Below are 22,748 nucleotides of genomic sequence, written 5' to 3'. Positions count from 1 at the left end.
CGGTGCCGCGCTTGCTGCGGGAAAGATAGGGATATCGCCTAGCTCAAGGTCCAGGAGCGCTTGGACAGGCCGTACCAGAAACCGTCAATTGCCGTCTTGGCATCAATTCCACCCGAGGCGTATGCCGCACCCAGCGCAACGTACAGCGGAGCCCAATGCTCCGAGCGCGGGTGCGCTTCGCGGGCCGCCGGGGCCTTGTGCAGGAAGTCGAGGATGGAGTCCACATCCCCGCGGGCCATTGCCTCCTCGGCCCAATGGTCGAACTCGCTGGAGGCCGATGGCGGCGCCGAATCCGGCCCGCCGGCTGGGTTGAACCAGCGCAAGTTGTGGGTGGTGAATCCGGAGCCAACGATCAAGGTTCCCCGCTCGCGCAAGGGCGCCAAGCTCTTGCCCAGATCAAAGAGTCCTGCAGGATCCAGTGTTGGCATGGACATCTGCACCACCGGTACATCCGCATCCGGAAACATTTCCTTCAGCGGCACGTAGGCGCCATGGTCCAGTCCACGCGTCTCGTCGCGCTCCACGTGATGGCCATAGGCCGAGGTCAGCCGTTCGACTTCATTGGCCAGCTCGGGCGCCATTGGCGCGTCGTAGCGAACGTCGTAGTACTTCTGGTCGAAGCCCCAGAAGTCGTAGACCAATTCGTTCTTCTGCTGGGTAGCACTCAGCGTCACCGGCGCATTTTCCCAGTGCGCGGAGATCATCAGAATATCTTTCGGCTTCTCGAAAGTGCCGGACCAGCTAGCCAGCTCCTGGGTCCAGCGCTGGTCGTCGGCCAGTGGCGGTGCGCCATGGCTAAGGAACAAGACGGGAGGGGTATCGGATAGCTGATTCATGATTAAAACCTACCAAGCATTAGTTGAAGCGTCAAGTTTTATTTTCATGAATCCCGATATCCAACTCCAAATGCTCTCCAAGAGGCCCGTGGACAGTGCGGACAGCTTCGCCGCACCACGTTGGGTCCAACGCCAGAGGCAACGGAGGCCATGGCTTTCTTGCTCTGCTTCTGAGCGGCGGCGGAAATCTATTGCTTCTCTAATCACGAATGCAATCGGCAAGTCGTTCCTAAGCTGCGCCGGAGAAGTGGAACTGTACGGCTTTGCAGGCATCAGGCGTTGCCTGGCCAGTCTTTTCCAAGCCATTAATTACGCTCAGCTGGGGATTCGCAGTACGTTCAACACTTCGGCTTCGAACGGCTGCGGTCTCCAATATCAGACTTATCGACCATTAATCTTTAGAATGGTTTGTATGCAAGAAGAAGAACTGATGCAGACGGTCGAAGAAGAATTCACCGCCATCTTATTGCGCGCCCGCCAGATGCTGATCCGTCGCGCCAAGATCATCCACCCGGACCTGCAGGATCCGGGGTACCGCTTGCTTGCAGTGGTCATCCGCGATGAAGCCCAGCAACAGGGAGCACTCGCAGAAAAACTGCGTCTGGACAAGGCGACTATTTCCCGCCTCGTGCAGCACCTCGAGTCTCTGGAACTTGTCACCCGCACCCAGGATCCTTCCGATGGCCGGGCCCAGCTGGTCTCGGCAACAGAAAACGCCAAGGAAAAATGGCGCTCCAGCGGTAACACGCTGCGTGAGGAACTGCGCCGCCAGCTCAAGGAATGGGAAGCCTCCGAACTGAAGAATTTTGGAGATCTCCTGCACCGCCTCAACGACAGTTTTGAACAGATTCTCTAGTCCCCGATCATCAGCTGAAGCCTTGGAGACCTTCTGGTTTCCAAGGCTTCAGCTTTTTAGGCTCACTCCATCAGCGCCAGGAAATCATCGGCGCTTAACGCAGCACTCTGCGCGGCTTGGGCAGTCTCTCCCAGGACATCATTGAACAGCTGCGTCTTCTTGGCCTGCAACGCGAGCACCTTGGATTCGATGGTGTCCTTTGCCACCAAGCGGTACACATAGACCGGACGAGTTTGCCCAATGCGGTGGGCCCGGTCAATAGCCTGGGCTTCAGCCTGCGGGTTCCACCATGGGTCCAGCAAGATGCAGTAGTCGGCGGAAGTGAGATTAATGCCGAAGCCGCCGGACTTCAGCGAGATGAAGAAGACCGGGAAATCTCCTTCACTGAAACCGTCAATCAGTTCCTTGCGCCGAGGGCCAGTGGTGGACCCGTCAAGGTATCCGTGCTCGATGCCCAGCTCTTCAGCGACGTCGCGTGCCTTGGCCAAGAAACTGGTGAATTGGCTGAAGACCAGAATCCTATGCCCTTCAGAAACCGCGTCCCCCATGAGTTCGCGCAGCATTTCCAGCTTCGCGCTCGGGGCATCGCCCTCGCCTACCAGGGACGGATCCAAGGCCAGCTGGCGCAGCAGGGTCAGCGACTGGAGAATCTGGAAGCGATTCGAATCAACGTCGTCAACCAGGCCCAGGACTTCTTGCCGCACGCGCTGGAAGCGGCGGTCATAGGCTTTGCGGTGCCCCGGCTCCAGTTCGACTTCCAGCACCTGTTCGGTCTTCGCCGGCAGCTCTGGAACGACCTGTTCCTTGGTACGGCGCAGCACGAACGGACGCAGTCGGCTCTTCAGGCGCTCCAGGCGCTCCTGGTCTCCGTCGGCAATGGGCTTCTGGTAGTTGTCCTTAAAGGACTTCGCACCGCCCAGCAGGCCTGGTGCAGCCAGTGAGACCAACGCCCACAGTTCCAGCAGGTTGTTTTCCATGGGAGTGCCAGTGACCACGAATTTGCACGGCACTGGCAGCTGCCGGGCCTGCTTGTAGCCTTTGGAGGCATGGTTCTTCAGTTGCTGGGCCTCGTCCATGATCATGACGTTGAATCCGGCGGCTTCAAAATCCTCATAGGCCAGGCGGAAGATCGTGTAGCTGGTAACTACCAATTGGGCGTCACCGATCTGCGACGCCATGCTTTGGCCGCTCTTTCTAGCTGTTGAAGTGATGCCGGTGACTCTCATCTGCGGCGCAAATCGCTGCGCCTCATTGATCCAGTTGCCCACCACCGAGGTAGGAGCCAGCACCAGGAATTTCTGGGCAGGATCCTCGACGCGCGCTTGTTCAAGGCAAGCCAGCAGCTGGACGGTCTTGCCCAGACCCATATCGTCGGCAAGGACGCCACCGAGATCATGGGTACGCAAGAAGTTGAGCCAGGATAGGCCGTGGCCCTGATACGGGCGCAGTTCAGCGTTGAACGTTTCCGCTAGTTGGACCGGCTGCATTTCTTCACCGCTTTGCAGCGCCTTCATGGTCTGCAGCCACTGGTTGTGCTGGGCTTCGATAATGCCCAGATCCACCAGTTCTTGCCACCAGTCGATGCTCAACTTATGGATGCGGATCGTATCGCCCTGCACCGTGCCCAGCTCCCCGGCCTCTGATATCAGCTGGCGCAGCTGCGTGAAATCTGCACCATCAATCGGGATCACCGTAAGGTCATCGAGGACGAGATACTCATCTTGCTTGGTCAAGGCCTCCAGCAGCAGTGGGAACGGGACCTTGGTCTCGTCCAGGAGCACTTCCACAGACAAGTCGAACCAGTCCCCCGTGCTTTCGCCGGCTTCGACACTGACAGCGGCCGGCGCGTGGCTGATCCGGTACTTCGGCAGCCTGTTCTGCTCTTCAACGACCACATCGGAATGCTCTGCCAATAGCGGCAATGCGTAGACCAAGAAATCGATGGATTCGGAGGTGCTGAAGTCCTTCGGCGGGAAGATTCCTGAAGAGGTCAGTTGCCCCAAGGAAGCCTGCGCGCCGAGCTTGTCCTGCACCGAAGCAGCAATTTCCTTTTCCACGGCATACTGGCGGGGGCCCGCGGAGGCGTACTCCCAGGAATAGCTCACGGTCAGCGGAGTTCGGATGCTCTCCAGGGACAGCTTGAGGCTGGGGCGTGCTGGAACAGGGATGCTGTAGCTGTCATCCTCGCTCTTCAACGGTGCCATCAGGCGCAATCGGTCCAGGTGCTGGCGCTCGAAAAGCTCAACGCCTTCCTGCGGGATGGATTGCGCACCGGATTCAATAAATGTGGCCAGTTCCTTCGTGACCGGTTCAGCGAACCGGGCCAAACCGATTTCCCTGGCCTTCGGCAAGGGGCTGGACGCGTAAGCCAACAAGGTCGGCGGCGTGCCTATGGGCAAGAGGTAGACGTGCTCTTCGCTCGGCCCGCGCAGCTTCCCTTCCATGCTCAGGCCATGTTCACCGCGACGCACATCCACGTGTGCCATGGCTGGTTGCTCGCTGAACTCCACCGGGGCCTTGGCCGTAGAACCACCGTTGACGATCTGCACTCCAGCTTCACGCAGGGCTTCGAACGCATCCAGCAGGTCCTGGCCTGGAAGATCCATCAAGGAGATCCACTCCTTGGGATCCCACGAATGGCGATAAGTATCTTGTTCAACGTGTTCACGCAACCGGTCCAGTTCAACGACCGCACGACGCTGCTTCTTGGAGAACCGCGCATCAAAAGCAACATTGCGCCAGCTGATCCCGGTTTGGATCCAGGGGCTCTTGGTTCCCTGGCGGGCCGGGCGTGCCTGCAAGGTCAGCGCGTCCTCGCCGCCATAACGCGGTTCGCTTACCACTTTCAGGATCAATCCCAGCGGTTCTTCGGCAACCAGCGGCTCATCGGAAATGACTGGAAGCAGACGGTCAAGGGTACGTTCCCACTGCGGCTTGCTATTGCGTTTCCAAGCGTGGGGATCCACCCCGGAGTCGGAGACGAAAAAGCCCTGGTCTTCTTCGGTGGTGACCTCAATGAGCAAGGCGGCGACATCTTCACAAGACTGAACCCCCGGATGCTTGCCGCAGAAGCTGGTGAAGCTGATATTGCCCTCGGTGATTTCCAATTGGGCCATCACCGATTCACGCAGCACCACACCGGAGATGCGGGTAGATCCCGGTTGCATTACCCGGTTGGCGATCTGCACTTTTCCGGAATCACACAGGAATTGGCCCAGGTTGTATTCGGATTCGGTCACCAAGGTCTGGGCCGCAGAAAGTGTCAGCTGGAATTCCATACTCGCCGTTCATTGTTCGTGCAGTGGGCGCCCGAGAGCTAGATTCCATCTTAGCGAGCCGGAAAGCAAGATGCCCGGTGACGAAAAGTTACTTCTGCCCTTTACCCGCGGGCCCTGAAACCGATAGAAATTAATCACTGAATCACGAGTTCCACTCTTTGAGCCCTGGCTGAGTGGACGGCAACCCTCCTGCGTCATTGTGCGGGGTGCCCCAGGTGAAGATTCGACGCATCTTGAACGCCAAGATGCGTAAGCGATGGCGCCCCTTGCGCCAGAAAGGGGATCAATTCCCCATGACTAATGCAGCATCTGCCCCGACCGTATCCGAAGACCGTGCACAGCGCCTGCAGGAAGCAGGCAAAGGCTGGGGCGAACGAATTTCGGCTGCGCCGCAAAGTGCCCAATTGACTTTCACCGTCGAGGGCGAAGGCTTCGATTCGGTAGCCAGCAACATTGTCTCCGGCAAGCACACCTTCCAGGTCGACGAGCCAGCTGCCCTGGGCGGCAGCGACCTGGCCGCAAGCCCCGTGGAATACGCGCTCGGAGCGCTCATCTCCTGCCAGGTTGTGGTCTACCGCTTGTACGCGCAGAACCTCGGCATCCAGGTGGACGACGTGAAGATCCAGGCCAATGGCCACCTCGATGTCCGCGGACTCTTCGGCATCGACCAGACCATCCGCCCCGGCTTCTCGTCGGTGGATCTGGACATCCGGATTGCCGGACCGGAATCAGCTGAACGCTATGAAGAACTGCGCCGCGCAGTGGATGCACACTGCCCGGTGCTGGACCTCTTCGCCAATCCGGTGCCCGTGACAACCGCGGTAAGCATCGCAGAGACCAACTAGAGTTCGCTGAACTAAAAAGCACCGCGGCGGCCCCCGACTTCAGGGGCCGCCGCGGTGCACTTCTAGCTGAAGCCAACTATTGCCCCAGGAAGTTCAGCAGGACTTTGCCGGAGCGAGCCGAATCCTTGGCCGTTTCGAAGGCTTCAAGCGCATCGGCGACCGGGAACTCGTGGGTTACCGCCTCGGAAACCTGCAGTGAACCGTCGGCCAGGGCAGCAAGCACATGGTCGATTTCGTCGTTGAAGCGGAAGGAACCAACCAGTTCCAGCTCGCGGGTAATAGCCAGCGAAATGAGTGCGGGTTGTTCTCCTGAGGGCAGCAACCCGACCATGACCACTCGACCGCCGCGCACGGCACCGCGCACGGCGGAGGCCAACCCGCGGAAGTTGCCGCTGGCCTCGATCACCACGTCCGCGCCCACCTGGGCAAGAGCTTCCTGGTCATCGGCGCGCAAAGTTGAAGTGGCACCGAGTTTCCCGGCGATTTCCAACGGCTTCTCGTGCATGTCCACTGCGATGATTTCTTTGGCTCCGGCACGCTTGAGCACTGCTACAGCGAGAGCTCCGATCGGCCCAGCACCAATAACCAGCGCCTTCTTGCCGGCGACTTCACCGGCGCGCGACACCGCATGCCAAGCAACCGCAGCCGGTTCTGCCAGTGCCGCATCACGCAGTGCTAAGCCAGCAGGCAGCTCACGCAGCATGCGTGATGGCAGGTTCACTTCGCGGGCGAATGCGCCCTCGGTGTGCGGGTAGCGGGCGGCCGAGCCCAGATAGGTGCACCCCGGGGAAAGATTCGGGCGGTCGGCCGGGTAGGGTTCCCCGGTCTCGCCTGGTGTTGCCGGGTGCACGGCGACTTTGGTTCCGGCTGCCGGCCCGCTGCCGTCAGCGGCGGCCTGCATGACGGTCCCGACGATTTCATGCCCGAGAACCATTGGAGCCTTGAGGATCGATTCCCCGGCGGCGCCGTGGCTCCAGTAATGCAAGTCTGATCCGCAGATACCGCCGTAAGCGATGGCAACGCGTGCTTCATCTGCTCGCGGCGCTGCCAGCTCGATTTGTTCAATACGCAAATCATCGGCTGCATGGGCCACGACGGCCAACGTGCTGGTGGCGAGGGAATTAGACGACAACGCTCATGCCTCCGTCGATGAAAATGGTCTGCCCGTTCACGTAGTTCGATCCATCCGAGGCCAACCAGACTGCTGGTCCGGCCAGATCCTCGACAGTTCCCCAACGGGCAGCCGGGGTGCGGCCCAGAATCCAGGAATTGAATTTCTCGTCATCCACCAGATTCTGCGTCATCTCGGTGTGGATGTAGCCCGGTGCGATGCCGTTGATTTGCAGTCCCGAACCAGCCCATTCGGCGGTCATGGCGCGGGTGAGATTGCGCAGGCCTCCCTTGGCCGCACTATAGGCGGAGATGGTGGGGCGGGCCAAGTCGGTTTGCACCGAGCAGATGTTGATGATCTTGCCTTCGCCACGCTGCACCATGGAGCGTGCGACCTCTCGGCCTACCAGGAATGCGCTGGTGAGGTTCGTGTCAATCACACGCTGCCAGTCGGATACTTCCAATTCCAGCATCGGAACGCGGTGTTGGATACCGGCGTTGTTCACCAATATGCGGATGGGGCCGATGGTCTTTTCAATGGCGGCAATGTTCTCGCGCACGGCGGCATCATCGGTGACATCGAAGCAGACGCTATGGATTCTTTCGGCGCCATAGCGGGTGCCGAATTCGGCGACAGTTTCGGCCAAGCGTTGCGCATCGCGGCCGTGCAGGATGATGGTGGCTCCGGCATCGGCCAGGGCACGGGCAAGTTCGCGGCCAATACCGCGGGAGGACCCGGTCACCAGGGCCAGTCGTCCGGTCAGGTCAAAAAGTTGGCTCATGAGTTCCCTCGCATGAAGTGTCGATGGTTCATCGACGGGAACTCACCAGCGGTATGTACCGGCTGCTGTATCCGAAAAAGTAGCCCCGTCGCTTCCCCAAAAACATATCAGATATAAGAGGTGCGAGGGGCCATAAAGTCCGACTTATTTATTTGAAAACTATCCTGCCGGATCTAGCGGGTCTGCGAGTAGAACCAGTTGATGTGCTCTTCGAGCAGCTGGGCCGCCCGTTCGCGCTGGTTCGTCGCGAACGCGTGGTGGATGGCCTTGTGCTGGCGGCGCAGGATGCGCACCACCGGCTGCCAGGCCTCATCGCTGGGCACCGATTCGGAAACATAGTCGCTGATCGAGTTGCGCAGCGATTCCATCATCGATTCCACTACCGCGTTGCCGGCCATGGAGGCCAGGAGCACATGGAACTCGGCATCAATACGGTGGAAGGCCTCGCGCGAGAGCTGCGCGTCGTCCATGCGCATGATCAGCACCGCGGTGCGGTCAATGACCTGCTGGGCATGGATTGGATCGCGCGGCGTCATTTGCGCTGCCCAGGTTTCCAGCAGGATGCGAGATTCGACGATCTCGCGGACGTTGATCCCCTTGGCCGCCAGATGCAGGCGCAATGCCTGCGAAATGCCAGCCGAGGGGTTGGAGATGATCACCGCTCCGGAGTTGGGCCCGGAGCCGGTGGAAGTCTTGATAATGCCCATCACATCAAGGATGCGGATGGCATCGCGGACCGAGGCCCGCGAGATCCCATGCTGCTCCGCGAGCGCACGCTCGCCGGGAAGCTGGTCTCCAACGGAGAGCTTCTCCTTGCGCAGATCCTGTTCAATTGCTTGGAGAACAATCTGGTACGCACGCGGAGCTGGGTTTACTGGCATCGGATCTATTTTAGCCGTTTGAAGCTAAGGCAGCATCCAGGACAGAACCGGGGTGGACTGCAGGTAAACCAAGCAGCACAGCACCAGCAGCATGCCTACGGACCAACCGGCAACCTTCTTGAGGATCACCGACTCCTGGCCTTCCATCTTCACCGAGGTAGCGGCGATGGCCAGGTTCTGCGGGGAGATCAGCTTGCCGACCACGCCGCCGGAGGTGTTGGCGGCAACCAGCAGGTTCGGATCGATGCCGGCATTGATGCCAGCGGTCTGCTGCAGCTTGGCGAACAGCGCGTTGGCCGAGGTGTCCGAGCCGGTCACCGCGGTGCCGATCCAGCCCAGGATTGGCGACAGGAAGGCGAAGAATGCGCCGGTGCCTGCCAGCCAGGTGCCAATGGTGATGGTCTGGCCCGAAAGGTTCATCACGTAAGCCAGGCCGAGGACCGACAGGATGGTCAGCGCGGCGTAGCGCATGTTGTAGACGGTCTTGCCGATTTCGGCAGCACCCTCGGCGAAGGTCATCTTGTACTTGCCGTTGCCGTCGTTCTTCGCGTAGACCAGGGCCACGATCAGGCCGGTGATCAGCAGCAAGGTGCCTGGGGAGGATAGCCACTGGAAGTTGTAGATGGTCGAAGATACCGCTTCGCCATCAGCATTCAGGATCTTGCCGTCCAGTCCTGGCCAGCCGAACTTGATGTCCGTGGTTGCCAGCCATGCAGGAATGTCCACGCCCAGCTTCCACAGCTTGGCCACGCCGAAGATGACGATAACCAGCAGGTACGGGAACAAAGCCATCCAGGTGTTGACCGGGTGCAGCTTGGCATTGGCCTCGTATGGAATTGCGGCGGCTTCAGCAGTCAGCACGCGCTGGCGTGCCTCGTCGGCACCCTTTGGAGTCCAGAAGCGCAGCAGGATCACTGCGGCGGCCAGGCCAACCAGCGCAGCAACGATATCGGTCAGCTCATAGGAGAAGTAGGTCGAGCACAGCCACTGGGCGACACCGAAGGAAATGCCGATGGTCAGCGTTGCCGGCAGGGTCTGGCGCATGCCGCGCCAGCCGTCGAGGATCAGGACCAGGATCGATGGGACGAACAGCGCCAGCAGCGGGGACTGGTGGCCAACGATGGCGCCGATGTCGGCAGCCGGGATGCCGGTCAGGGCACCGGCGGTGGTGATCGGGATCGCCACGGCGCCGAAGGCCACCGGGGCGGTGTTGGCGATCAGCACGGCGCAGGCTGCGCGCAGCGGCGACAGGCCCAATGCCAGCAGCATGGTGGCGGTAATCGCTACCGGTGCGCCGAAGCCTGCCAGCGCTTCAAGCAGGCCGCCGAAGCAGAAAGCAATCAGCACGGCCTGAATGCGCACGTCGCCGCCGCCGATGACGTCGAAGACGCGGCGCAGGTCTTCGAAGCGGCCCGACTTGACGGTGACCTGGTAGAGGAAGATCGCCATGACAACGATCCAGACAATAGGGAAGGCACCGAAGACCATGCCCATCAGTCCGGAGTTCAATGCCAATCCAACCGGCATGTTCCAGCCGAAGATCGCCACGAGGATGGCAACAGCGAGCGAGCCGAGGCCGGCCCAGTGGGCCTTGACCTTGACTACCGCCAGAAGTACGAAGAAGGCTACAAGCGGGATCAGTGCGATGAGCGCTGAAACAGCTATGCTCCCCGCGATCGGATCCGTGGAGGGTGTAAACACGGTGTGGGCGTCCTTACTCGAGATGGTCTGACCATATGTGGTCCGACCACCTAGAGTACAAGGTGAGAGCTATCACAACAAGTCTTGACTATTACGAAGTACGTGGCATAGTATGGTCTGACCACACCCTGAAAGAGTCATTTATTATGCGAATTGCTCTCTTTGCCACGTGCATTGTGGATGCTATGTATCCGGAAACCGCCAAGTCGACAGTGAAAATCCTGGAACGCTTGGGCCATGAAGTCATTTTCCCCAAGGCGCAAGCCTGCTGTGGGCAAATGCACATGAATTCCGGTTATATGCCTGAAGCCCTGCCCGTGGTCGAAAACCACATCAATGCCTTCGACACCGAAGACTATGACGTCGCGGTGGCCCCCTCAGGCTCCTGCGTTGCTTCGGTCAAGCACCAGCACCCTTTCCTGGCAGAGCGCCTGGGCAAGCCGGAGCTCAAGGAACGCGCAGTTGCCGTGGGCAAGCGCACCTATGAACTGAGCCAGCTGCTGGTGGATGTCCTGGGGATCACCAACGCCGCCGAGCAGCTGGGCAGCTACTTCCCGCAGACCATCACCTACCACCCTTCCTGCCACGGCATGCGTTCGCTGCAACTCGGCGATCGGCAACTTGATCTGCTCAAGACCGTCGGCGGCATCACCGTCAACGAGCTTCCGGAAGCTGACCAGTGCTGCGGCTTCGGCGGTACCTTCTCGATCAAGAACTCCGATGTCTCCACGGCAATGCTCGAAGACAAGATGAAGAACATCTGCTCCACCGGCGCCTCGGCCTGCGCGGGCGGCGACGCCTCCTGCCTGATGCACATCGGCGGCGGACTTTCGCGCACCGGAGCCAAGCCAAAGACCCTGCACCTGGCAGATATCCTGGCCAGCACCATGGAAGAGACGGTGTCACTGTGACTCAGGTATTCCTCGGCATGCCTGCCGGCGGGCAGGGCAACCTGTTCGAGACCGAGCCATTCCCCAAGGCCGCGCACCGCGAACTGGGCAACACCCAGATGCGCAAGAACCTGCGCCACGCCACCCACACCATTCGCGACAAGCGGCTGAACGTCGTCGGCGAGCTTCCGGACTGGGAAGAGCTGCGCGACGCCGGCAGCGCCATCAAGAACCTGACGATGGCCAACCTCGAAGAGCGTTTGGAAGAGTTCGAGAAGAACTTCACCGCCCGGGGCGGCATTGTCCACTGGGCCCGTGACGCGGACGAAGCCAACAAGATCGTTACCGAGCTGGTCAAGGCGACCGGCTCGAAAGAGGTCGTCAAGGTCAAGTCCATGGCCACCCAGGAAATCGGCCTGAACGAGCACCTGGAGACCGAGGGCATCGAAGCCTTCGAAACCGACCTTGCCGAGCTGATCGTCCAGCTGGGCAACGACAAGCCAAGCCACATCCTGGTTCCGGCGATCCACAAGAACCGCACCGAGGTGCGCGACATCTTCCTCAAGGAAATGCCGGTAGTGGATCCGAACCTGACCGATGAGCCAGCCAAGCTGGCCGAAGCTGCCCGCAAGCACCTGCGCAAGAAGTTCCTTTCCGCCAAGGTCGCGATCTCCGGCGCGAACTTCGCGCTGGCTGATACCGGCACCCTGGGCGTAGTGGAATCCGAGGGCAACGGCCGCATGTGCCTGACCCTGCCCGAAACCCTGATCACGGTCATGGGCATCGAGAAGGTCCTCCCCCACTGGGAGGACATCGAGGTCTTCATGCAGCTGCTGCCGCGGTCTTCCACCGGCGAGCGCATGAATCCCTACACCTCGCTGTGGACCGGCGTGAGCGAAGACGATGGCCCGCAGAACGTGCACATCGTGCTGCTGGATAACGGCCGCACCCGCGCCCTGGCCGACCGCTTCGGCCGCACCGCGCTGAACTGCATCCGCTGCTCGGCGTGCATGAACGTGTGCCCAGTGTACGAGCGCACCGGCGGCCACGCCTACGGTTCGACCTACCCGGGCCCGATCGGCGCAATCCTCTCCCCGCTGCTGACCGGCATCCAGGTCGAGGAAAACGGCTCCTTGCCATATGCTTCCTCGCTGTGCGGCGCCTGCTACGACGCTTGCCCGGTGAAGATCAACATCCCGGAAATCCTCGTGCACCTGCGCGGCGAGGACGTGGATGCCAACCGCGACAAGCACAAGCTCCCGACCCAGATGGATCTGCTGATGAAGGGCGGCTCCTGGGCGTTGGGCAAGGGCAAGAACCTCGGCCTGCTCGAAAAGGCCTTGCCGCTGGGCCGGCTGATGTCCGGCAAGGAAAAGAAGATCAAGAAGCTTCCGGGCATCGCCGCAGGGTGGACCGCCAGCCGTGACATTCCCGCCCCGCCAAACAAGTCCTTCCGCGACTGGTGGAGCGACGAGAAGGAGTCCAAGTGAGCGCAAAAGACGAAATCCTGGGACGGATCCGCTCGGCACTAGCCGATGCTCCCGTCGCCCAAGAGGTACCCCGCGAATACCGCAAGACCTCGGATATGGGTGAAGCTGAGCTCATCGACCTGCTGGTGGACCGCTTGGTGGATTACAAGGCCGGGGTGGACGTCATTGACGCCGCGCAGATCCCGGAATACGTAGCGGCCAAGCTGGCGGGAGCCTCCAGCGTTGTCTACCCGCATGGCTTGGACACCGACTGGCTCTCAGGGCTGGGCGAGAAGGTCGAGCAGCGCATCGATGCCCCGGGCGCACGGCTGAGCATCGCCGAACTGGATGAAACCAGCGCCGTGGTCACCTCGTCGGCCGTTTCGGTCGCCGAGTCCGGCACCATCATCCTCGATGGCGAGCCAAACCAGGGCCGCCGCGCGATTTCGCTGGTACCCGACCACCATGTGTGCATCGTGCCGATCTCCTCGATCGTGCGCCTGCTGCCAGAAGCCATGCCGCGACTGGCCATCACCCGTCCGCAGACCTGGATCTCCGGCCCGTCGGCCACCAGTGATATCGAGCTGGAGCGCGTTGAAGGCGTGCACGGCCCGCGTACCTTGGACGTCCTGATGGTTCGCGGCCTGTAAGGCTGGCGCAATAAGCTTTCGCGGCCGGTTCCCCCCTCCTAAACCTCCAGGGAACCGGCCGCGAGTGCATTTAAGTGTGCTGTCGGCTTCTTGCCCTAGCCGCCGGCAATAAAACCCTTCAGGTCCGCCTCTATTCGATCGCGCGCGGCAAAAAAGCGAAGCCGGCAGTCCAGCTTCGAACATTTCGCGGAAGCGCACCGGTGGCATGGAAACGCTCAAGCCCGCGATGACTTCCCTGGCTCCATCGTGACGGCAATCCGTTATGCTTCCCTTGCCTCGGATTTTCATCACCGGAGATATCTGGCGCACCCAGCCCGCCAATCCTGTCCAGGCTTGGACGTGTCCATGGCGCTGCCGCTGGACGCGACCGGTGAGTTGGGCGAATTCTTCGCTCAATTCATGACTGAATCACCAGTAACTGCCTAGCTGCCGATGCGTCATCTGCCCGTGGCAGCTGTCATCCAAAACAGCATCAGCGGGCAGATTATGATTACATGGATAGGCAGGCGGAAGATTCTCACTTGAAGGGCCGGGATGGAGAAACAACAGGACCTTCGGATTTCGGTACGCACCATTCCCGATTCGGCTTTGCGCTTCGTCGGCTTCCTTTCCTTCTTCGACCGCTATGGCACCCCTCCCATGCTGGTCGCACTTTCGCTGGGTACCTCGCTCAGTTTCGCCCAAGCTGTCCAACTGGTAGCTTCCTATGCCTTGTTCTATGCCATTGGCCAGCCGATCTGGGGCGTGCTTAGCGATCGTTTCGGGCGTCTTGCGGTATTGCGCGCGGCGCTCATCGGCGCTGGCCTCGGCGCGGTCGCCAGCATCATGTTCACCGACTATTTGCCGCTACTCATTGCCCGCTCCCTCACCGGGTTTATGTTCGGCGCGCTGTATCCAACGCTGATGACGCTCCTGGGCGATACGCGTACCGGGGTAGAACGCGCGCGGGGCTTATCTGATTTGCAGATCTATTCCTCGCTGGGCACCACCCTGGCGACATTAGCTTCAGGAGCATTGGCAACATACGCGAACTGGCGGCTGGTGTTCCTGTTGCCTGCACTGGGTTGCGTAGCGGCCCTGTATAGCTTGCGGAAGGCGGCAGAGCCCGAACATTCGCGTTCCGGATTCCAATTCCGTGCAGCTTTGCGTCCCATGAATTTGGCCCTTTATGCCATCGTCTTCCTCGAAGGCGGGCTGCTCATGGGATTGCTGACCTATATCGTTCCCGCCTTGCAAGAATCCGGTGTCGCTATTGGCTTGGCGGGAGCGCTAGGTTGCGCTTTTGCCCTGGGAGTCATTCTGGGTGCACGCTTGATGCGCCGATTGGTGGCACGCATTGGCCGAACGTGGCTTATTGGGGGTGGCGGCCTGGTGCTTTGCGCAGCTTTCCTCCCCTCGGCGTTCGCTCCCTCCCCTGCCTCTTACACCCTCACCGCGTTCTTCCTGGGTGCCGCGAACGCGATCATGCACTCATCAATGCAGGGGTGGGCGACCGATATCTCGCCTGACGCGCGGGCCACCACCGTTTCACTATTCGTTTTTGCCCTGTTCGCCGGGGCATCTGCGGCGACCTACCTAACTGCAGATTTAGCGCAGAATGGCCACTACGGACAGATCTTCGGGATCGGCTTGGCACTGAGCCTATTACTCGTGGCGTTGGCGACAGGCACTCATGCGCTGTGGCGCAGAATGCATCCTGCCAGCTGATGTCTCGCGCAGCTGCAAGGGATCCGCGCAAGAGTTCTTCTAGAGATTAGATGTTATTGCCGGTTGCATGTGAGAATCTTGAATTAAGCGAACGAGCCTCACAAGCGGAAAGCAGGTTGCCATGACCAGTCCAGGCGAAGAACCACGAAACCCTTATTCTTCAGGGCATCAGGGTCAGAACCGGCAGTACCAGCAGCCTGGTTCCTACGATCTCAACGGCGTCCCGCAACAGCCTTACTACAATCAACAGGCACATGGCGAACCGGGCCAGTATCCCCCGGGTAACTTCGGCTATCCGACAGCATCCCAATTTCAAGGCACCCAGCTGGCACAGACCTCGATGATTCTTGGCATTGTGTCAATCTTCGTAGCAGGCGTGATCCTTGGCCCGATTGCTATTTTCAAGGCCAATAAAGCCGAAAGGGAATTCAATACGGTATCCACGGTCGGCAAAGTGACCGGTTGGATCGGCACCATTTTGGGCGTGCTCTGGATCGTGTATGTCGCATTCCTTGTCATCGGTGCTATCGCATTTTCCGTGGACCCGTCGTTCACCGGGTCCTAGGCACGTTTTCCCTCGACTTTAACGACAAAGCCTCCAGCTCACTTTCGTGAGCCGGAGGCTTTGCCGGTATCGGCCCTTATCCCGTCATCCCCATGACGGACTTCGGGAAACTTTTACTCTGCGGTTGGCAGTACGAACGAAGCGTCGATTTCGATCTTGACCTTGTCGCTGACCAGAACGCCACCGGCTTCCAGTGCTGCGTTCCAGGTGATGCCGAATTCCTTGCGGGAGATGGTCGTGGATGCGAAGAAGCCAACGCGGGTTGCACCGAAAGCGTCTACAGCTTCGCCGCCGAGCTCTGCTTCGAATTCAACTTCCTTGCTCACGCCGCGGATGGTCAGATCGCCAACGAGAATGAACTCGCCAGCCTCGCCCTTGACCGCAGTGGACTTGAAGGTCATGGTTGGGAACTGCTCGGCGTTGAAGAAGTCCTCGCCCTTCAGGTGGCCGTCGCGGTTAGCGTCCTTGGTGTTGACCGATGCGATCTGGACGGTTGCCTCGACCGAGGAATCTGCCAGGGTTGCGCCGGTGGTCAGGGTTGCGTCGAATTCAGTGAAGCTGCCGCGAACCTTGGAGATGCCTGCGTGGCGAACCGAGAAGCCAATCTCGGAGTGCGATGCATCGAGGTTCCAGGTTCCGGTGGTCAGTGCAGATGCAGTCATGTCTAAATCCTTTCGTCGGGCCATCAAGTAGTTGACGCCTCAATTTGTTTTGCTGATACCAGTATGACACTAATGAAGTTGAAGCGTCAACCACTTTCCCTAAAAAAGTTTCATCTGACTCTTCAAGAGACCCTTATTTTGATACTGACTAGGAAAGTTTCCACTGAAGTAATTTTTCATGCACCCCTTTACTCCGACGTGTACATGGCTAGACTGAGGCCATGAACGCAAATGACCCAGTTCCCGATCATGCCCAAGAAGAAGCCGAGTTATCCGCAGAGCTAGAGGAAATTTGGCAGGAAGAATCCATCACTACCGCTGCCACGACCGAAATCGCCGATGAAGTCGACGGCGAGCTAGGTACCCGGAATCAGCAATAGGTAGATGGCCTCCACCTATTTCCATCCTGCAAGCAAATCCATCCGAGAGAAACCAATCCCCAGTGAATCCTCGGCGACATTGAAATGGATCCCCGGCATCGCGATGCCGGGGATCCATTGCTTAATCCATGCAGTTTTCGTTGCCTCGGTTAGGGATTGGAGACCAAGCCTTGGCCAACCATCCATTCGAAGGCAACATCTGCCGGTTCACGGCCAACCACGTCCACCTGGTAATTCAGGTCCATCAAGACCTGATCAGTCAGCAACGGAGCGATCTTGTCCATGATCTGCTGGATTTCCGGGTGCTTTTCAAGGAATTCTCCGTTGAAAGCCGGGGCGGCGTTGTAGCTTGGGAAATACTTCCGGTCATCTTCCAGCACGGTCAAGTTAAGCGCCTTGATGCGCCCGTCAGTGGTGAAGACTTCACCGAAGTTGCACGCGCCATTAGCGGTTGCCTGGTAAATGGCACCCACGTCGTACAGACCGATATTGTCCTCAGCCACTTCTGAACCACGGTCGATATCGTAGTGTTCCAGCATTGGAGTCAGACCGTCTCGACGGGAATTGAATTCCGGGTCGACGCAGAACGTCAGATCTTCGGGGTCCAGCGTCTGCAGTTCGGAAAGCTTGGTGATACCCAGCCGCTTGGTCGTTTCTTCGTTCATCGCCAATGCGTAGGTGTTGTTCAACGGTGCCGGATTTCCCCAGATAATTCCATTGGCAACATCCTCATCGTGCACCGACTGCCACTGCTCTTCTTCACCCACAACAGGTGATTCGTGGCCCAAGTAGGTCAGCCACGCGGTACCGGTGTACTCCCAGAGCACGCTCGCGTCGCCGGAAAGCAGCAACTGACGTGCCGGCTGGGAGCCAGGAACATTGGTCAGGTCGGTGACGTCATAGCCGGCAGCCTTGAGCGCGATCACGGTGATCTTCCCCAGCAGCAGCTGCTCGGTAAAGGACTTGGACGTGACGGTCACGGTGGTGTCTTCAGCGTTTTCGACCAGCGGCTTGATCTCGGCGGGGCCGGCGTTGGGCACCGTCCCGGTCGATGGGCTAAGTCCGCACCCAGTCATTCCGATCAGCGCGGCCATGGATAGGACAGCTAAATTCAGTTTGCGGTTCACGAAAGTCCTCTCGGTCGTGCCACCTGTTCGACGACGCGGCCAAGCCAATCAATCGTCAAAGCCAGCAAGGCCACTAGCAACGAGCCGGCAATCAGCACCACATTCAGGTTCAGGTTCACTCCCGTAGTGATCAAGATGCCCAGCCCGCCGCCGTTGATAAAGGTTGCCAACGTCGCGGTGCCTACCAGCAGCACCAGGGCTGTGCGGATGCCCGATAGCATCACCGGGACGGCCAACGGCAGCTCGACCTTCAACAGCACGGACATCTGGCTCATGCCGATTCCCCGCCCGGCCTCCACCAGGCGTTCATCAACCTGCTGCAGGCCAACAATGGTGTTGGAGAGCACCGGAAGAATCGCATAGATCACCAGTGAGACAATGGCAGTTTTCGGGCCGAACCCCAACCAGAAGGCCAAGAGCACGATGACGCCAATGGCGGGTGCGGCTTGGCCGAAGTTGGCAATGGCGCGCACCGCCGGGGCTGCCTTGCGCAGTCCGGGGCGAGTGAGCAGCACGCCGAGCGGAATCGCGATCAGCAGAACGATGAGCGCCGAGATGACCGTGATCTTCAGGTGGTCGAGGGTGTAGCCCCAAATCGTTGCCGGATCCAGCGTTTGCTGTTCGGTCTCGGTCAGGTCGGCTGTCACCAGCCAACCCACCAAGATGGCGAAAGCAGCTGCGATTCCGGCGATCTGCCAAATCAAGCTGCGGGTTTCGGATCTCATGCCGATTCACCATCCTGCCCGGTGGCCGCACTGTCGATATTCACGACGTTGATGGCACCCGAGTTCAGGCCAACCGGCGCCTCGTGATTAGCATCCGTGGTGTTGTTCGCGGCCGCGATCGCCTCCATGACGGTCTGCACCGTGATGACACCCGTGAGCACATCACGGCGTCCCGTTACCAGGGCCGACTCGGAACTGGCCACCAGCATGGTGTCCAATGCGTCGTTCAAGGTGGCCTGCTCACCGACGACCGGCATGGATTCATCGTAGGTACCCTCGATGATCTGGGCACGCGACAGTTGCCGGCGGTCCATGCGGCGCAGCGGACGTCCCCGCGAATCAAGCACTACCGCGTATTTGCGTCCGGCGCCCTGCAGTTGCGAGAGCACCTCCGAAGCATTCTTGCCCGGTGTGGTGGTGATGGCTTCTCCCAGTTCCACTTCGTTCACCCGCGTCAGGGTCAGCTGCTTCAAGCCGGCACCCGAACCGATGAAATTCTCCACGAACTCGCTGGCCGGATTGGCCAGGATCCTTTCTGGGGAGTCGTACTGCTCCAGCTGCGCGCCTTCGTTGAAGATCGCAATCCAGTCGCCGAGCTTCACCGCTTCGTCGAAGTCGTGGGTCACGCACACGATCGTCTTCTGGACTTCAGACTGGATGTTCAGCAGCTCATCCTGCAGACGCTGGCGGGTAATGGGGTCAACTGCACCGAATGGCTCATCCATCAGCAAGACCGGTGGATCCGCTGCCAATGCACGGGCGACGCCCACACGCTGCTGCTGGCCTCCGGAGAGCTCCTTGGGGAAACGGGCCCGGTAAAGTTCCGGATCCAGCGAGACGAGTTCCAGCAGCTCGTCGACGCGGGCAGCGATCTTCTCCTTGGGCCAACCCAGCATCTTTGGAACCATGGCGATATTGGTCGCCACGGTCATATGCGGGAACAGGCCGCCAGCCTGGATCACATAGCCAATGCGGCGGCGCAGTTCATCACCGTTCATGCCGGTGACATCTTCGCCGTCAATGACGATCTTGCCGCTGGTCGGCTCGATCAGGCGATTAATCATCTTCAGGGTGGTCGTCTTGCCGCAGCCCGATGGCCCCACGAACATCACGATGGACCCGGCAGGGATCTCCAGGGTCAGGCCGCCTACGGCCGATTTCTTTTGTCCCGGGTAGGTCTTGGTTACTTCTTCAAGCATGATCGAAGCGCCGGTGACATTCTGGGCCACGGCATTTTCAGGGATCTTATGTTCAGACACGGATACCTCGCGGGGTAGTCAGTCGGCCAATGCCGAGCAAAATCAAATCAAGGATGAGCGCCAGGATCACGACGCCAACTACGCCCGTGATCACGGATTCCAGGGAGTTCGCGCCGCCCAGACGCGAGAGTCCTTGGAAGATGAACCCGCCGAGGCCAGGACCCAGGGCGTAGGAGACCACTGCGGCGACGCCCATCACCATCTGGGCTGAAATTCGTACGCCAGTCAGGATCACCGGCCAAGCTATGGGAATTTCTACTGATATCAGAGTCTTCAGCCGGCTCATGCCGATGCCGCGCGCTGACTCGATAATGGTTGGTTCGATGTTGTTCAGCCCAACGATCGCGTTGCGCAGAATTGGCAGGGCGGCGAAGAACGTCACCACGATGACTGCCGGAGTAACCCCGAAGCCCACGGGGACAATAAGCAAACCGATCAGGGCAAAGGACGGAATAGTCAGGCCGATGGCGCTAATGCCGTTAGCCAAGCCTGATAGGGGCTTGTTGCGGTATACCAATACGGCAATCAGCACAGCAATAATTGTCGCCAGGATCAAGCACTGCGCGACTAGCGAGAAGTGCTGCCACGAGGCGAAGAGGATATGGCGAGATCGCTCGCCAAAAAAGTCACCCACATTAAAACCTGCTTCACTTTAGTTTCGTATCTAGATCGTTATTTCAAGACTGGTCTCTGGGACCGTAGCTTGCCATGAGTTTATCCGGGTCAGCGGAGCATGGCCAAGCCACGTTTTCCAGATCAAAGCTCTGGCTCGGCCGTATTTAAGGCCAATTGCTATCAATTGCCGATCACGAAATATGGTGCACTTTCAGCGAAAAGTGTAGTGAGATAGATTCATGAAACTTGCAACGCTCCGCCTCGCCAGCGAACCAGGCCATACCACCGCTGCTGTCATTGAAGATGGCCGCGCCTACTACTTGGACAACCTCGATTCAGTGCAGCGTTTCCTGCGTCTTGATGACGCAACTCAGCAAGAAGTAGTTGCTCGCGCTTTGGTGGGTGATTCCATCGCCGAGGGCGAAGCCGACTACGCTCCGCTGATCCCCAAGCCGGAGAAAATCTACTGCATCGGGTTGAACTACAAGACGCATGCGGCCGAGGTCGGCGAAGACCTGCCGAAGTATCCGACGGTGTTCGCGAAGTTCGCTTCCACCCTATGCGGTGCCAAGGACACCATCGAAATTCCAGTGGAAGACCACCGGGTGGACTACGAAGCAGAGCTGGCTATCATTATCGGCAAGCCGGGTCGCCGCATCAGCCAGGAGGATGCTGCCGCGCATATTGCCGGCTACGCCGTGGCCAGCGATGTGTCGATGCGCGGCTACCAGGGCCGCACCCAAGAGTGGCTGCAGGGCAAGATCTGGGATCGTTCCACTCCCCTGGGCCCGTGGCTCGTGACCCCGGATGAGCTGGATCCCGCCGCCCGCATTACCAGCACGGTCAATGGCACCGTGGTGCAGGACGAACAGATCGATGATCTGATTTTCTCGGCTGACGCCTTGGTTTCCTACCTCTCGACATTCAATGAATTGCAGCCAGGCGACGTCATCCTGACGGGTACGCCCTCTGGTGTTGCGTTAGGCCGCCGCGACGAGAATGGGCGTCACCCGTGGCTCAAGCACGGCGATTCACTTGAAACTTCGATCGAAGGCCTGGGTACCTCTGCGGTAGTTTTCAACGCGCCGCAGAACTGATATTCCTTGTCGCTTCCGGGGGCCTGTCCGCATTGGCGGGCGGGCCCCCGAGACGTTAAGCCCCGTTCCCAATTTTGCTATTGAGACTCATTCTCATATAAGCTTGAACGCGTGAATCTCATCGTTCTCTCCGCACTTGATACTTCCAGCCGCGACTCCGGCCTCAGCCACCTGGGACACCACCATCCTGACGCCGTCATCTTGCGCTATGACTTCGTCGACGGCAATCGGCTGGTGCGCCACGTCTCCGGATCTGCAGCCGCAGAACATGCCGAAACCGTTCTTGGGCACCCCTGCATCGGCTGTGCCACGAAGTTCGAGATCCTGCCGACGATCCAACGCCTGGCCCCCGAAGATTCCGAGGCCACAATGATCCTGGCGTTGCCCGCCACATGGCATAGCGGAACAGTGCTGGACATGCTCGGGACAAAGCTCGAACCACTGGAAATCCGGATCAGCAGCATCGTCTTGTCCCTGGATCCCGCCGAATTGGAAAACCAGATGTGGGACCGGCACACCCTCTGGGAATCGGGATTCAACGCCATGGAACGCGATGCGAGGACGTCGGGAGAGTTCTTCTTCACCGAATTGATGCAGGCAGATACCCTCATTCCGGTCGAAGGCCTGGAAACCCAGCTGCTCGAAAGCGCCACCGGTCCACGACGCGCTGGCGGCGCCGACTATGAAGCCGGCCTAGAATTAGCTCGGCAGATGGCACCGCATGCGCATATCTGCGTGCACGAAGAAGGACTCGGCTCCTTCCACCCCGGAGCAGCGCGCCAACGCACCAGGGCCGGGCACCTGCCGCGAACAGCAACCAATGCCCGCACTGCGCCGATCCGCCTGCATGCCGAACGTCCGCTTCATCCCGAGCGCTTCCGCAAAGCCCTGCCGTCCCTGGCTGAATCCTGCACCTGCATCCGCGGAATCCTCTGGGTGGCTAGTGCCCTCAGCGAGCGCGTCGCCATCGGCGGAGCCGGTCCGCGCATCTGGATGGAAAACACCGGCGCGTGGAATTCGAATATCGCCGTCTCGGAATTGCTGCTCTACGGATCCGAACACGAAGCTTCGCAGATCGAGACGGTCTTCGAGCAATGCCAGGTCACCGAAGAAGAACTCAAGGACCTGTTCAGCTCCGCACTTCATGAAGGAGGTGAATGGCATGAAAGTTAGGAATTCCATCCGCGCATTGAAGAAGGCGCCCGGCTCCCAGGTGGTCAGACGACGAGGTCGCGTCTTCGTGATCAACAAGCAAAATCCGCGTATGAAAGCGCGGCAAGGCTGAAGCCCGGAGATTGCCGGCGTCCACTTCG

At 59.6% G+C, this 22,748-nt stretch carries 22 protein-coding genes and 1 riboswitch; of the genes, 11 read left to right on the top strand and 11 right to left on the bottom strand.

What is annotated here, in order from left to right; genetic code table 11:
- Positions 1 to 38: 38 nt before the first annotated feature.
- On the bottom strand, positions 39 to 836 hold the full coding sequence (locus ACI2JZ_RS16985) for a dioxygenase (RefSeq protein WP_105656276.1): 798 nt from the start codon (positions 834 to 836) through the stop codon (positions 39 to 41).
- A 412-nt stretch (positions 837 to 1,248) separates the two neighbouring features.
- On the opposite strand from ACI2JZ_RS16985, the gene ACI2JZ_RS16980 reads away from it, so the two are divergent.
- Positions 1,249 to 1,692, top strand: a complete 444-nt coding sequence (locus ACI2JZ_RS16980) for a MarR family winged helix-turn-helix transcriptional regulator (protein ID WP_181148765.1) — start codon at positions 1,249 to 1,251, stop codon at positions 1,690 to 1,692.
- Positions 1,693 to 1,754: 62 nt separating this feature from the next.
- On the opposite strand, the gene ACI2JZ_RS16975 is transcribed toward ACI2JZ_RS16980, so the two are convergent.
- Positions 1,755 to 4,970, bottom strand: coding sequence for a DEAD/DEAH box helicase (locus ACI2JZ_RS16975; protein ID WP_404598658.1), 3,216 nt, complete (start codon positions 4,968 to 4,970; stop codon positions 1,755 to 1,757).
- Between the two features lie 140 nt (positions 4,971 to 5,110).
- Positions 5,111 to 5,232: riboswitch (SAM riboswitch) on the top strand.
- Positions 5,233 to 5,263: 31 nt separating this feature from the next.
- Between ACI2JZ_RS16975 and ACI2JZ_RS16970 the strand changes: the two genes are divergently transcribed.
- A complete protein-coding gene (locus ACI2JZ_RS16970) occupies positions 5,264 to 5,815 on the top strand; it encodes an OsmC family protein (RefSeq protein WP_133834033.1) in 552 nt (183 codons plus the stop codon).
- 76 nt (positions 5,816 to 5,891) lie between these two features.
- Here the strand turns inward: ACI2JZ_RS16970 and ACI2JZ_RS16965 are convergent, their stop codons facing one another.
- From ACI2JZ_RS16965 to ACI2JZ_RS16950, 4 genes are all read right to left on the bottom strand, one after another.
- Complete coding sequence (locus ACI2JZ_RS16965) at positions 5,892 to 6,947, bottom strand: L-idonate 5-dehydrogenase (RefSeq protein WP_105656272.1); 1,056 nt, start codon at positions 6,945 to 6,947, stop codon at positions 5,892 to 5,894.
- Positions 6,937 to 7,707: an SDR family oxidoreductase gene (locus tag ACI2JZ_RS16960; RefSeq protein ID WP_105656271.1), complete on the bottom strand. Its 771-nt coding sequence runs from the start codon at positions 7,705 to 7,707 to the stop codon at positions 6,937 to 6,939. Before ACI2JZ_RS16960 ends, ACI2JZ_RS16965 begins: the two co-directional genes overlap by 11 nt.
- A gap of 173 nt (positions 7,708 to 7,880) precedes the next feature.
- The gene (locus ACI2JZ_RS16955) at positions 7,881 to 8,588 is read right to left on the bottom strand and encodes an FCD domain-containing protein (RefSeq protein ID WP_332504203.1); all 708 of its coding nucleotides are present in this window, start codon (positions 8,586 to 8,588) and stop codon (positions 7,881 to 7,883) included.
- Positions 8,589 to 8,612: 24 nt separating this feature from the next.
- Entirely contained in the window at positions 8,613 to 10,289 is a 1,677-nt protein-coding gene (locus ACI2JZ_RS16950) for an L-lactate permease (protein WP_105656269.1), read from the bottom strand.
- Between the two features lie 146 nt (positions 10,290 to 10,435).
- On the opposite strand from ACI2JZ_RS16950, the gene ACI2JZ_RS16945 reads away from it, so the two are divergent.
- From ACI2JZ_RS16945 to ACI2JZ_RS16925, 5 genes are all read left to right on the top strand, one after another.
- Positions 10,436 to 11,200: a (Fe-S)-binding protein gene (locus ACI2JZ_RS16945; RefSeq protein ID WP_404598655.1), complete on the top strand. Its 765-nt coding sequence runs from the start codon at positions 10,436 to 10,438 to the stop codon at positions 11,198 to 11,200.
- 17 nt (positions 11,201 to 11,217) lie between these two features.
- On the top strand, positions 11,218 to 12,669 hold the full coding sequence (locus tag ACI2JZ_RS16940) for a LutB/LldF family L-lactate oxidation iron-sulfur protein (RefSeq protein ID WP_105656386.1): 1,452 nt from the start codon (positions 11,218 to 11,220) through the stop codon (positions 12,667 to 12,669).
- Complete coding sequence (locus ACI2JZ_RS16935; protein WP_332594596.1) at positions 12,666 to 13,298, top strand: LUD domain-containing protein; 633 nt, start codon at positions 12,666 to 12,668, stop codon at positions 13,296 to 13,298. Before ACI2JZ_RS16940 ends, ACI2JZ_RS16935 begins: the two co-directional genes overlap by 4 nt.
- A 534-nt stretch (positions 13,299 to 13,832) precedes the next feature.
- Positions 13,833 to 15,005 carry an MFS transporter gene (locus ACI2JZ_RS16930; RefSeq protein ID WP_404598653.1) on the top strand — a complete coding sequence of 391 codons (1,173 nt, stop codon included), beginning with the start codon at positions 13,833 to 13,835 and terminating at the stop codon, positions 15,003 to 15,005.
- A gap of 121 nt (positions 15,006 to 15,126) precedes the next feature.
- Positions 15,127 to 15,570, top strand: a complete 444-nt coding sequence (locus ACI2JZ_RS16925; protein WP_332489141.1) for a DUF4190 domain-containing protein — start codon at positions 15,127 to 15,129, stop codon at positions 15,568 to 15,570.
- 113 nt (positions 15,571 to 15,683) lie between these two features.
- Here the strand turns inward: ACI2JZ_RS16925 and ACI2JZ_RS16920 are convergent, their stop codons facing one another.
- Positions 15,684 to 16,232: a YceI family protein gene (locus ACI2JZ_RS16920; protein ID WP_105656264.1), complete on the bottom strand. Its 549-nt coding sequence runs from the start codon at positions 16,230 to 16,232 to the stop codon at positions 15,684 to 15,686.
- 221 nt (positions 16,233 to 16,453) lie between these two features.
- On the opposite strand from ACI2JZ_RS16920, the gene ACI2JZ_RS16915 reads away from it, so the two are divergent.
- Positions 16,454 to 16,612 carry a hypothetical protein gene (locus ACI2JZ_RS16915; RefSeq protein ID WP_166650780.1) on the top strand — a complete coding sequence of 53 codons (159 nt, stop codon included), beginning with the start codon at positions 16,454 to 16,456 and terminating at the stop codon, positions 16,610 to 16,612.
- 149 nt (positions 16,613 to 16,761) lie between these two features.
- Here the strand turns inward: ACI2JZ_RS16915 and ACI2JZ_RS16910 are convergent, their stop codons facing one another.
- The 4 genes from ACI2JZ_RS16910 to ACI2JZ_RS16895 are packed head-to-tail and all read right to left on the bottom strand — an operon-like array spanning position 16,762 to position 20,357.
- On the bottom strand, positions 16,762 to 17,739 hold the full coding sequence (locus ACI2JZ_RS16910; protein WP_219844107.1) for a glycine betaine ABC transporter substrate-binding protein: 978 nt from the start codon (positions 17,737 to 17,739) through the stop codon (positions 16,762 to 16,764).
- On the bottom strand, positions 17,736 to 18,464 hold the full coding sequence (locus ACI2JZ_RS16905) for an ABC transporter permease (RefSeq protein ID WP_105661999.1): 729 nt from the start codon (positions 18,462 to 18,464) through the stop codon (positions 17,736 to 17,738). The genes ACI2JZ_RS16910 and ACI2JZ_RS16905 overlap by 4 nt, the downstream gene beginning before the upstream one ends.
- Positions 18,461 to 19,723, bottom strand: coding sequence for a betaine/proline/choline family ABC transporter ATP-binding protein (locus tag ACI2JZ_RS16900; protein ID WP_332728116.1), 1,263 nt, complete (start codon positions 19,721 to 19,723; stop codon positions 18,461 to 18,463). Before ACI2JZ_RS16900 ends, ACI2JZ_RS16905 begins: the two co-directional genes overlap by 4 nt.
- Positions 19,716 to 20,357: an ABC transporter permease gene (locus ACI2JZ_RS16895; protein ID WP_105656261.1), complete on the bottom strand. Its 642-nt coding sequence runs from the start codon at positions 20,355 to 20,357 to the stop codon at positions 19,716 to 19,718. Before ACI2JZ_RS16895 ends, ACI2JZ_RS16900 begins: the two co-directional genes overlap by 8 nt.
- A 220-nt stretch (positions 20,358 to 20,577) precedes the next feature.
- Between ACI2JZ_RS16895 and ACI2JZ_RS16890 the strand changes: the two genes are divergently transcribed.
- From ACI2JZ_RS16890 to ykgO, 3 genes are all read left to right on the top strand, one after another.
- On the top strand, positions 20,578 to 21,435 hold the full coding sequence (locus ACI2JZ_RS16890) for a fumarylacetoacetate hydrolase family protein (protein WP_105656260.1): 858 nt from the start codon (positions 20,578 to 20,580) through the stop codon (positions 21,433 to 21,435).
- A 111-nt stretch (positions 21,436 to 21,546) separates the two neighbouring features.
- Entirely contained in the window at positions 21,547 to 22,608 is a 1,062-nt protein-coding gene (locus ACI2JZ_RS16885) for a GTP-binding protein (protein ID WP_404598648.1), read from the top strand.
- Positions 22,598 to 22,720, top strand: a complete 123-nt coding sequence (gene ykgO, locus ACI2JZ_RS16880; RefSeq protein ID WP_081461171.1) for a type B 50S ribosomal protein L36 — start codon at positions 22,598 to 22,600, stop codon at positions 22,718 to 22,720. Before ACI2JZ_RS16885 ends, ykgO begins: the two co-directional genes overlap by 11 nt.
- The last annotated feature ends 28 nt before the right edge of the window (positions 22,721 to 22,748 follow it).

Origin of the sequence: Microbacterium sp. NPDC087868, from assembly GCF_044900755.1 — a bacterium.
Lineage (GTDB): Bacteria > Actinomycetota > Actinomycetes > Actinomycetales > Microbacteriaceae > Microbacterium > Microbacterium galbinum.
The sequence above is the reverse complement of the archived record's forward strand: the minus strand, read 5'-3'. Positions and strand labels throughout refer to the sequence as shown.

What these genes read in the sequence shown, in the direction of transcription:
- ACI2JZ_RS16985 (WP_105656276.1), bottom strand. Translation starts at nt 836, where the DNA reads ATGAATCAGCTATCCGATACCCCTCCCGTCTTGTTCCTTAGCCATGGC.
- ACI2JZ_RS16980 (WP_181148765.1), top strand. Translation starts at nt 1,249, where the DNA reads ATGCAAGAAGAAGAACTGATGCAGACGGTCGAAGAAGAATTCACCGCC.
- ACI2JZ_RS16975 (WP_404598658.1), bottom strand. Translation starts at nt 4,970, where the DNA reads ATGGAATTCCAGCTGACACTTTCTGCGGCCCAGACCTTGGTGACCGAA.
- ACI2JZ_RS16970 (WP_133834033.1), top strand. Translation starts at nt 5,264, where the DNA reads ATGACTAATGCAGCATCTGCCCCGACCGTATCCGAAGACCGTGCACAG.
- ACI2JZ_RS16960 (WP_105656271.1), bottom strand. Translation starts at nt 7,707, where the DNA reads ATGAGCCAACTTTTTGACCTGACCGGACGACTGGCCCTGGTGACCGGG.
- ACI2JZ_RS16955 (WP_332504203.1), bottom strand. Translation starts at nt 8,588, where the DNA reads ATGCCAGTAAACCCAGCTCCGCGTGCGTACCAGATTGTTCTCCAAGCA.
- ACI2JZ_RS16945 (WP_404598655.1), top strand. Translation starts at nt 10,436, where the DNA reads ATGCGAATTGCTCTCTTTGCCACGTGCATTGTGGATGCTATGTATCCG.
- ACI2JZ_RS16940 (WP_105656386.1), top strand. Translation starts at nt 11,218, where the DNA reads ATGCCTGCCGGCGGGCAGGGCAACCTGTTCGAGACCGAGCCATTCCCC.
- ACI2JZ_RS16930 (WP_404598653.1), top strand. Translation starts at nt 13,833, where the DNA reads ATGGAGAAACAACAGGACCTTCGGATTTCGGTACGCACCATTCCCGAT.
- ACI2JZ_RS16925 (WP_332489141.1), top strand. Translation starts at nt 15,127, where the DNA reads ATGACCAGTCCAGGCGAAGAACCACGAAACCCTTATTCTTCAGGGCAT.
- ACI2JZ_RS16920 (WP_105656264.1), bottom strand. Translation starts at nt 16,232, where the DNA reads ATGACTGCATCTGCACTGACCACCGGAACCTGGAACCTCGATGCATCG.
- ACI2JZ_RS16915 (WP_166650780.1), top strand. Translation starts at nt 16,454, where the DNA reads ATGAACGCAAATGACCCAGTTCCCGATCATGCCCAAGAAGAAGCCGAG.
- ACI2JZ_RS16905 (WP_105661999.1), bottom strand. Translation starts at nt 18,464, where the DNA reads ATGAGATCCGAAACCCGCAGCTTGATTTGGCAGATCGCCGGAATCGCA.
- ACI2JZ_RS16890 (WP_105656260.1), top strand. Translation starts at nt 20,578, where the DNA reads ATGAAACTTGCAACGCTCCGCCTCGCCAGCGAACCAGGCCATACCACC.
- ykgO (WP_081461171.1), top strand. Translation starts at nt 22,598, where the DNA reads ATGAAAGTTAGGAATTCCATCCGCGCATTGAAGAAGGCGCCCGGCTCC.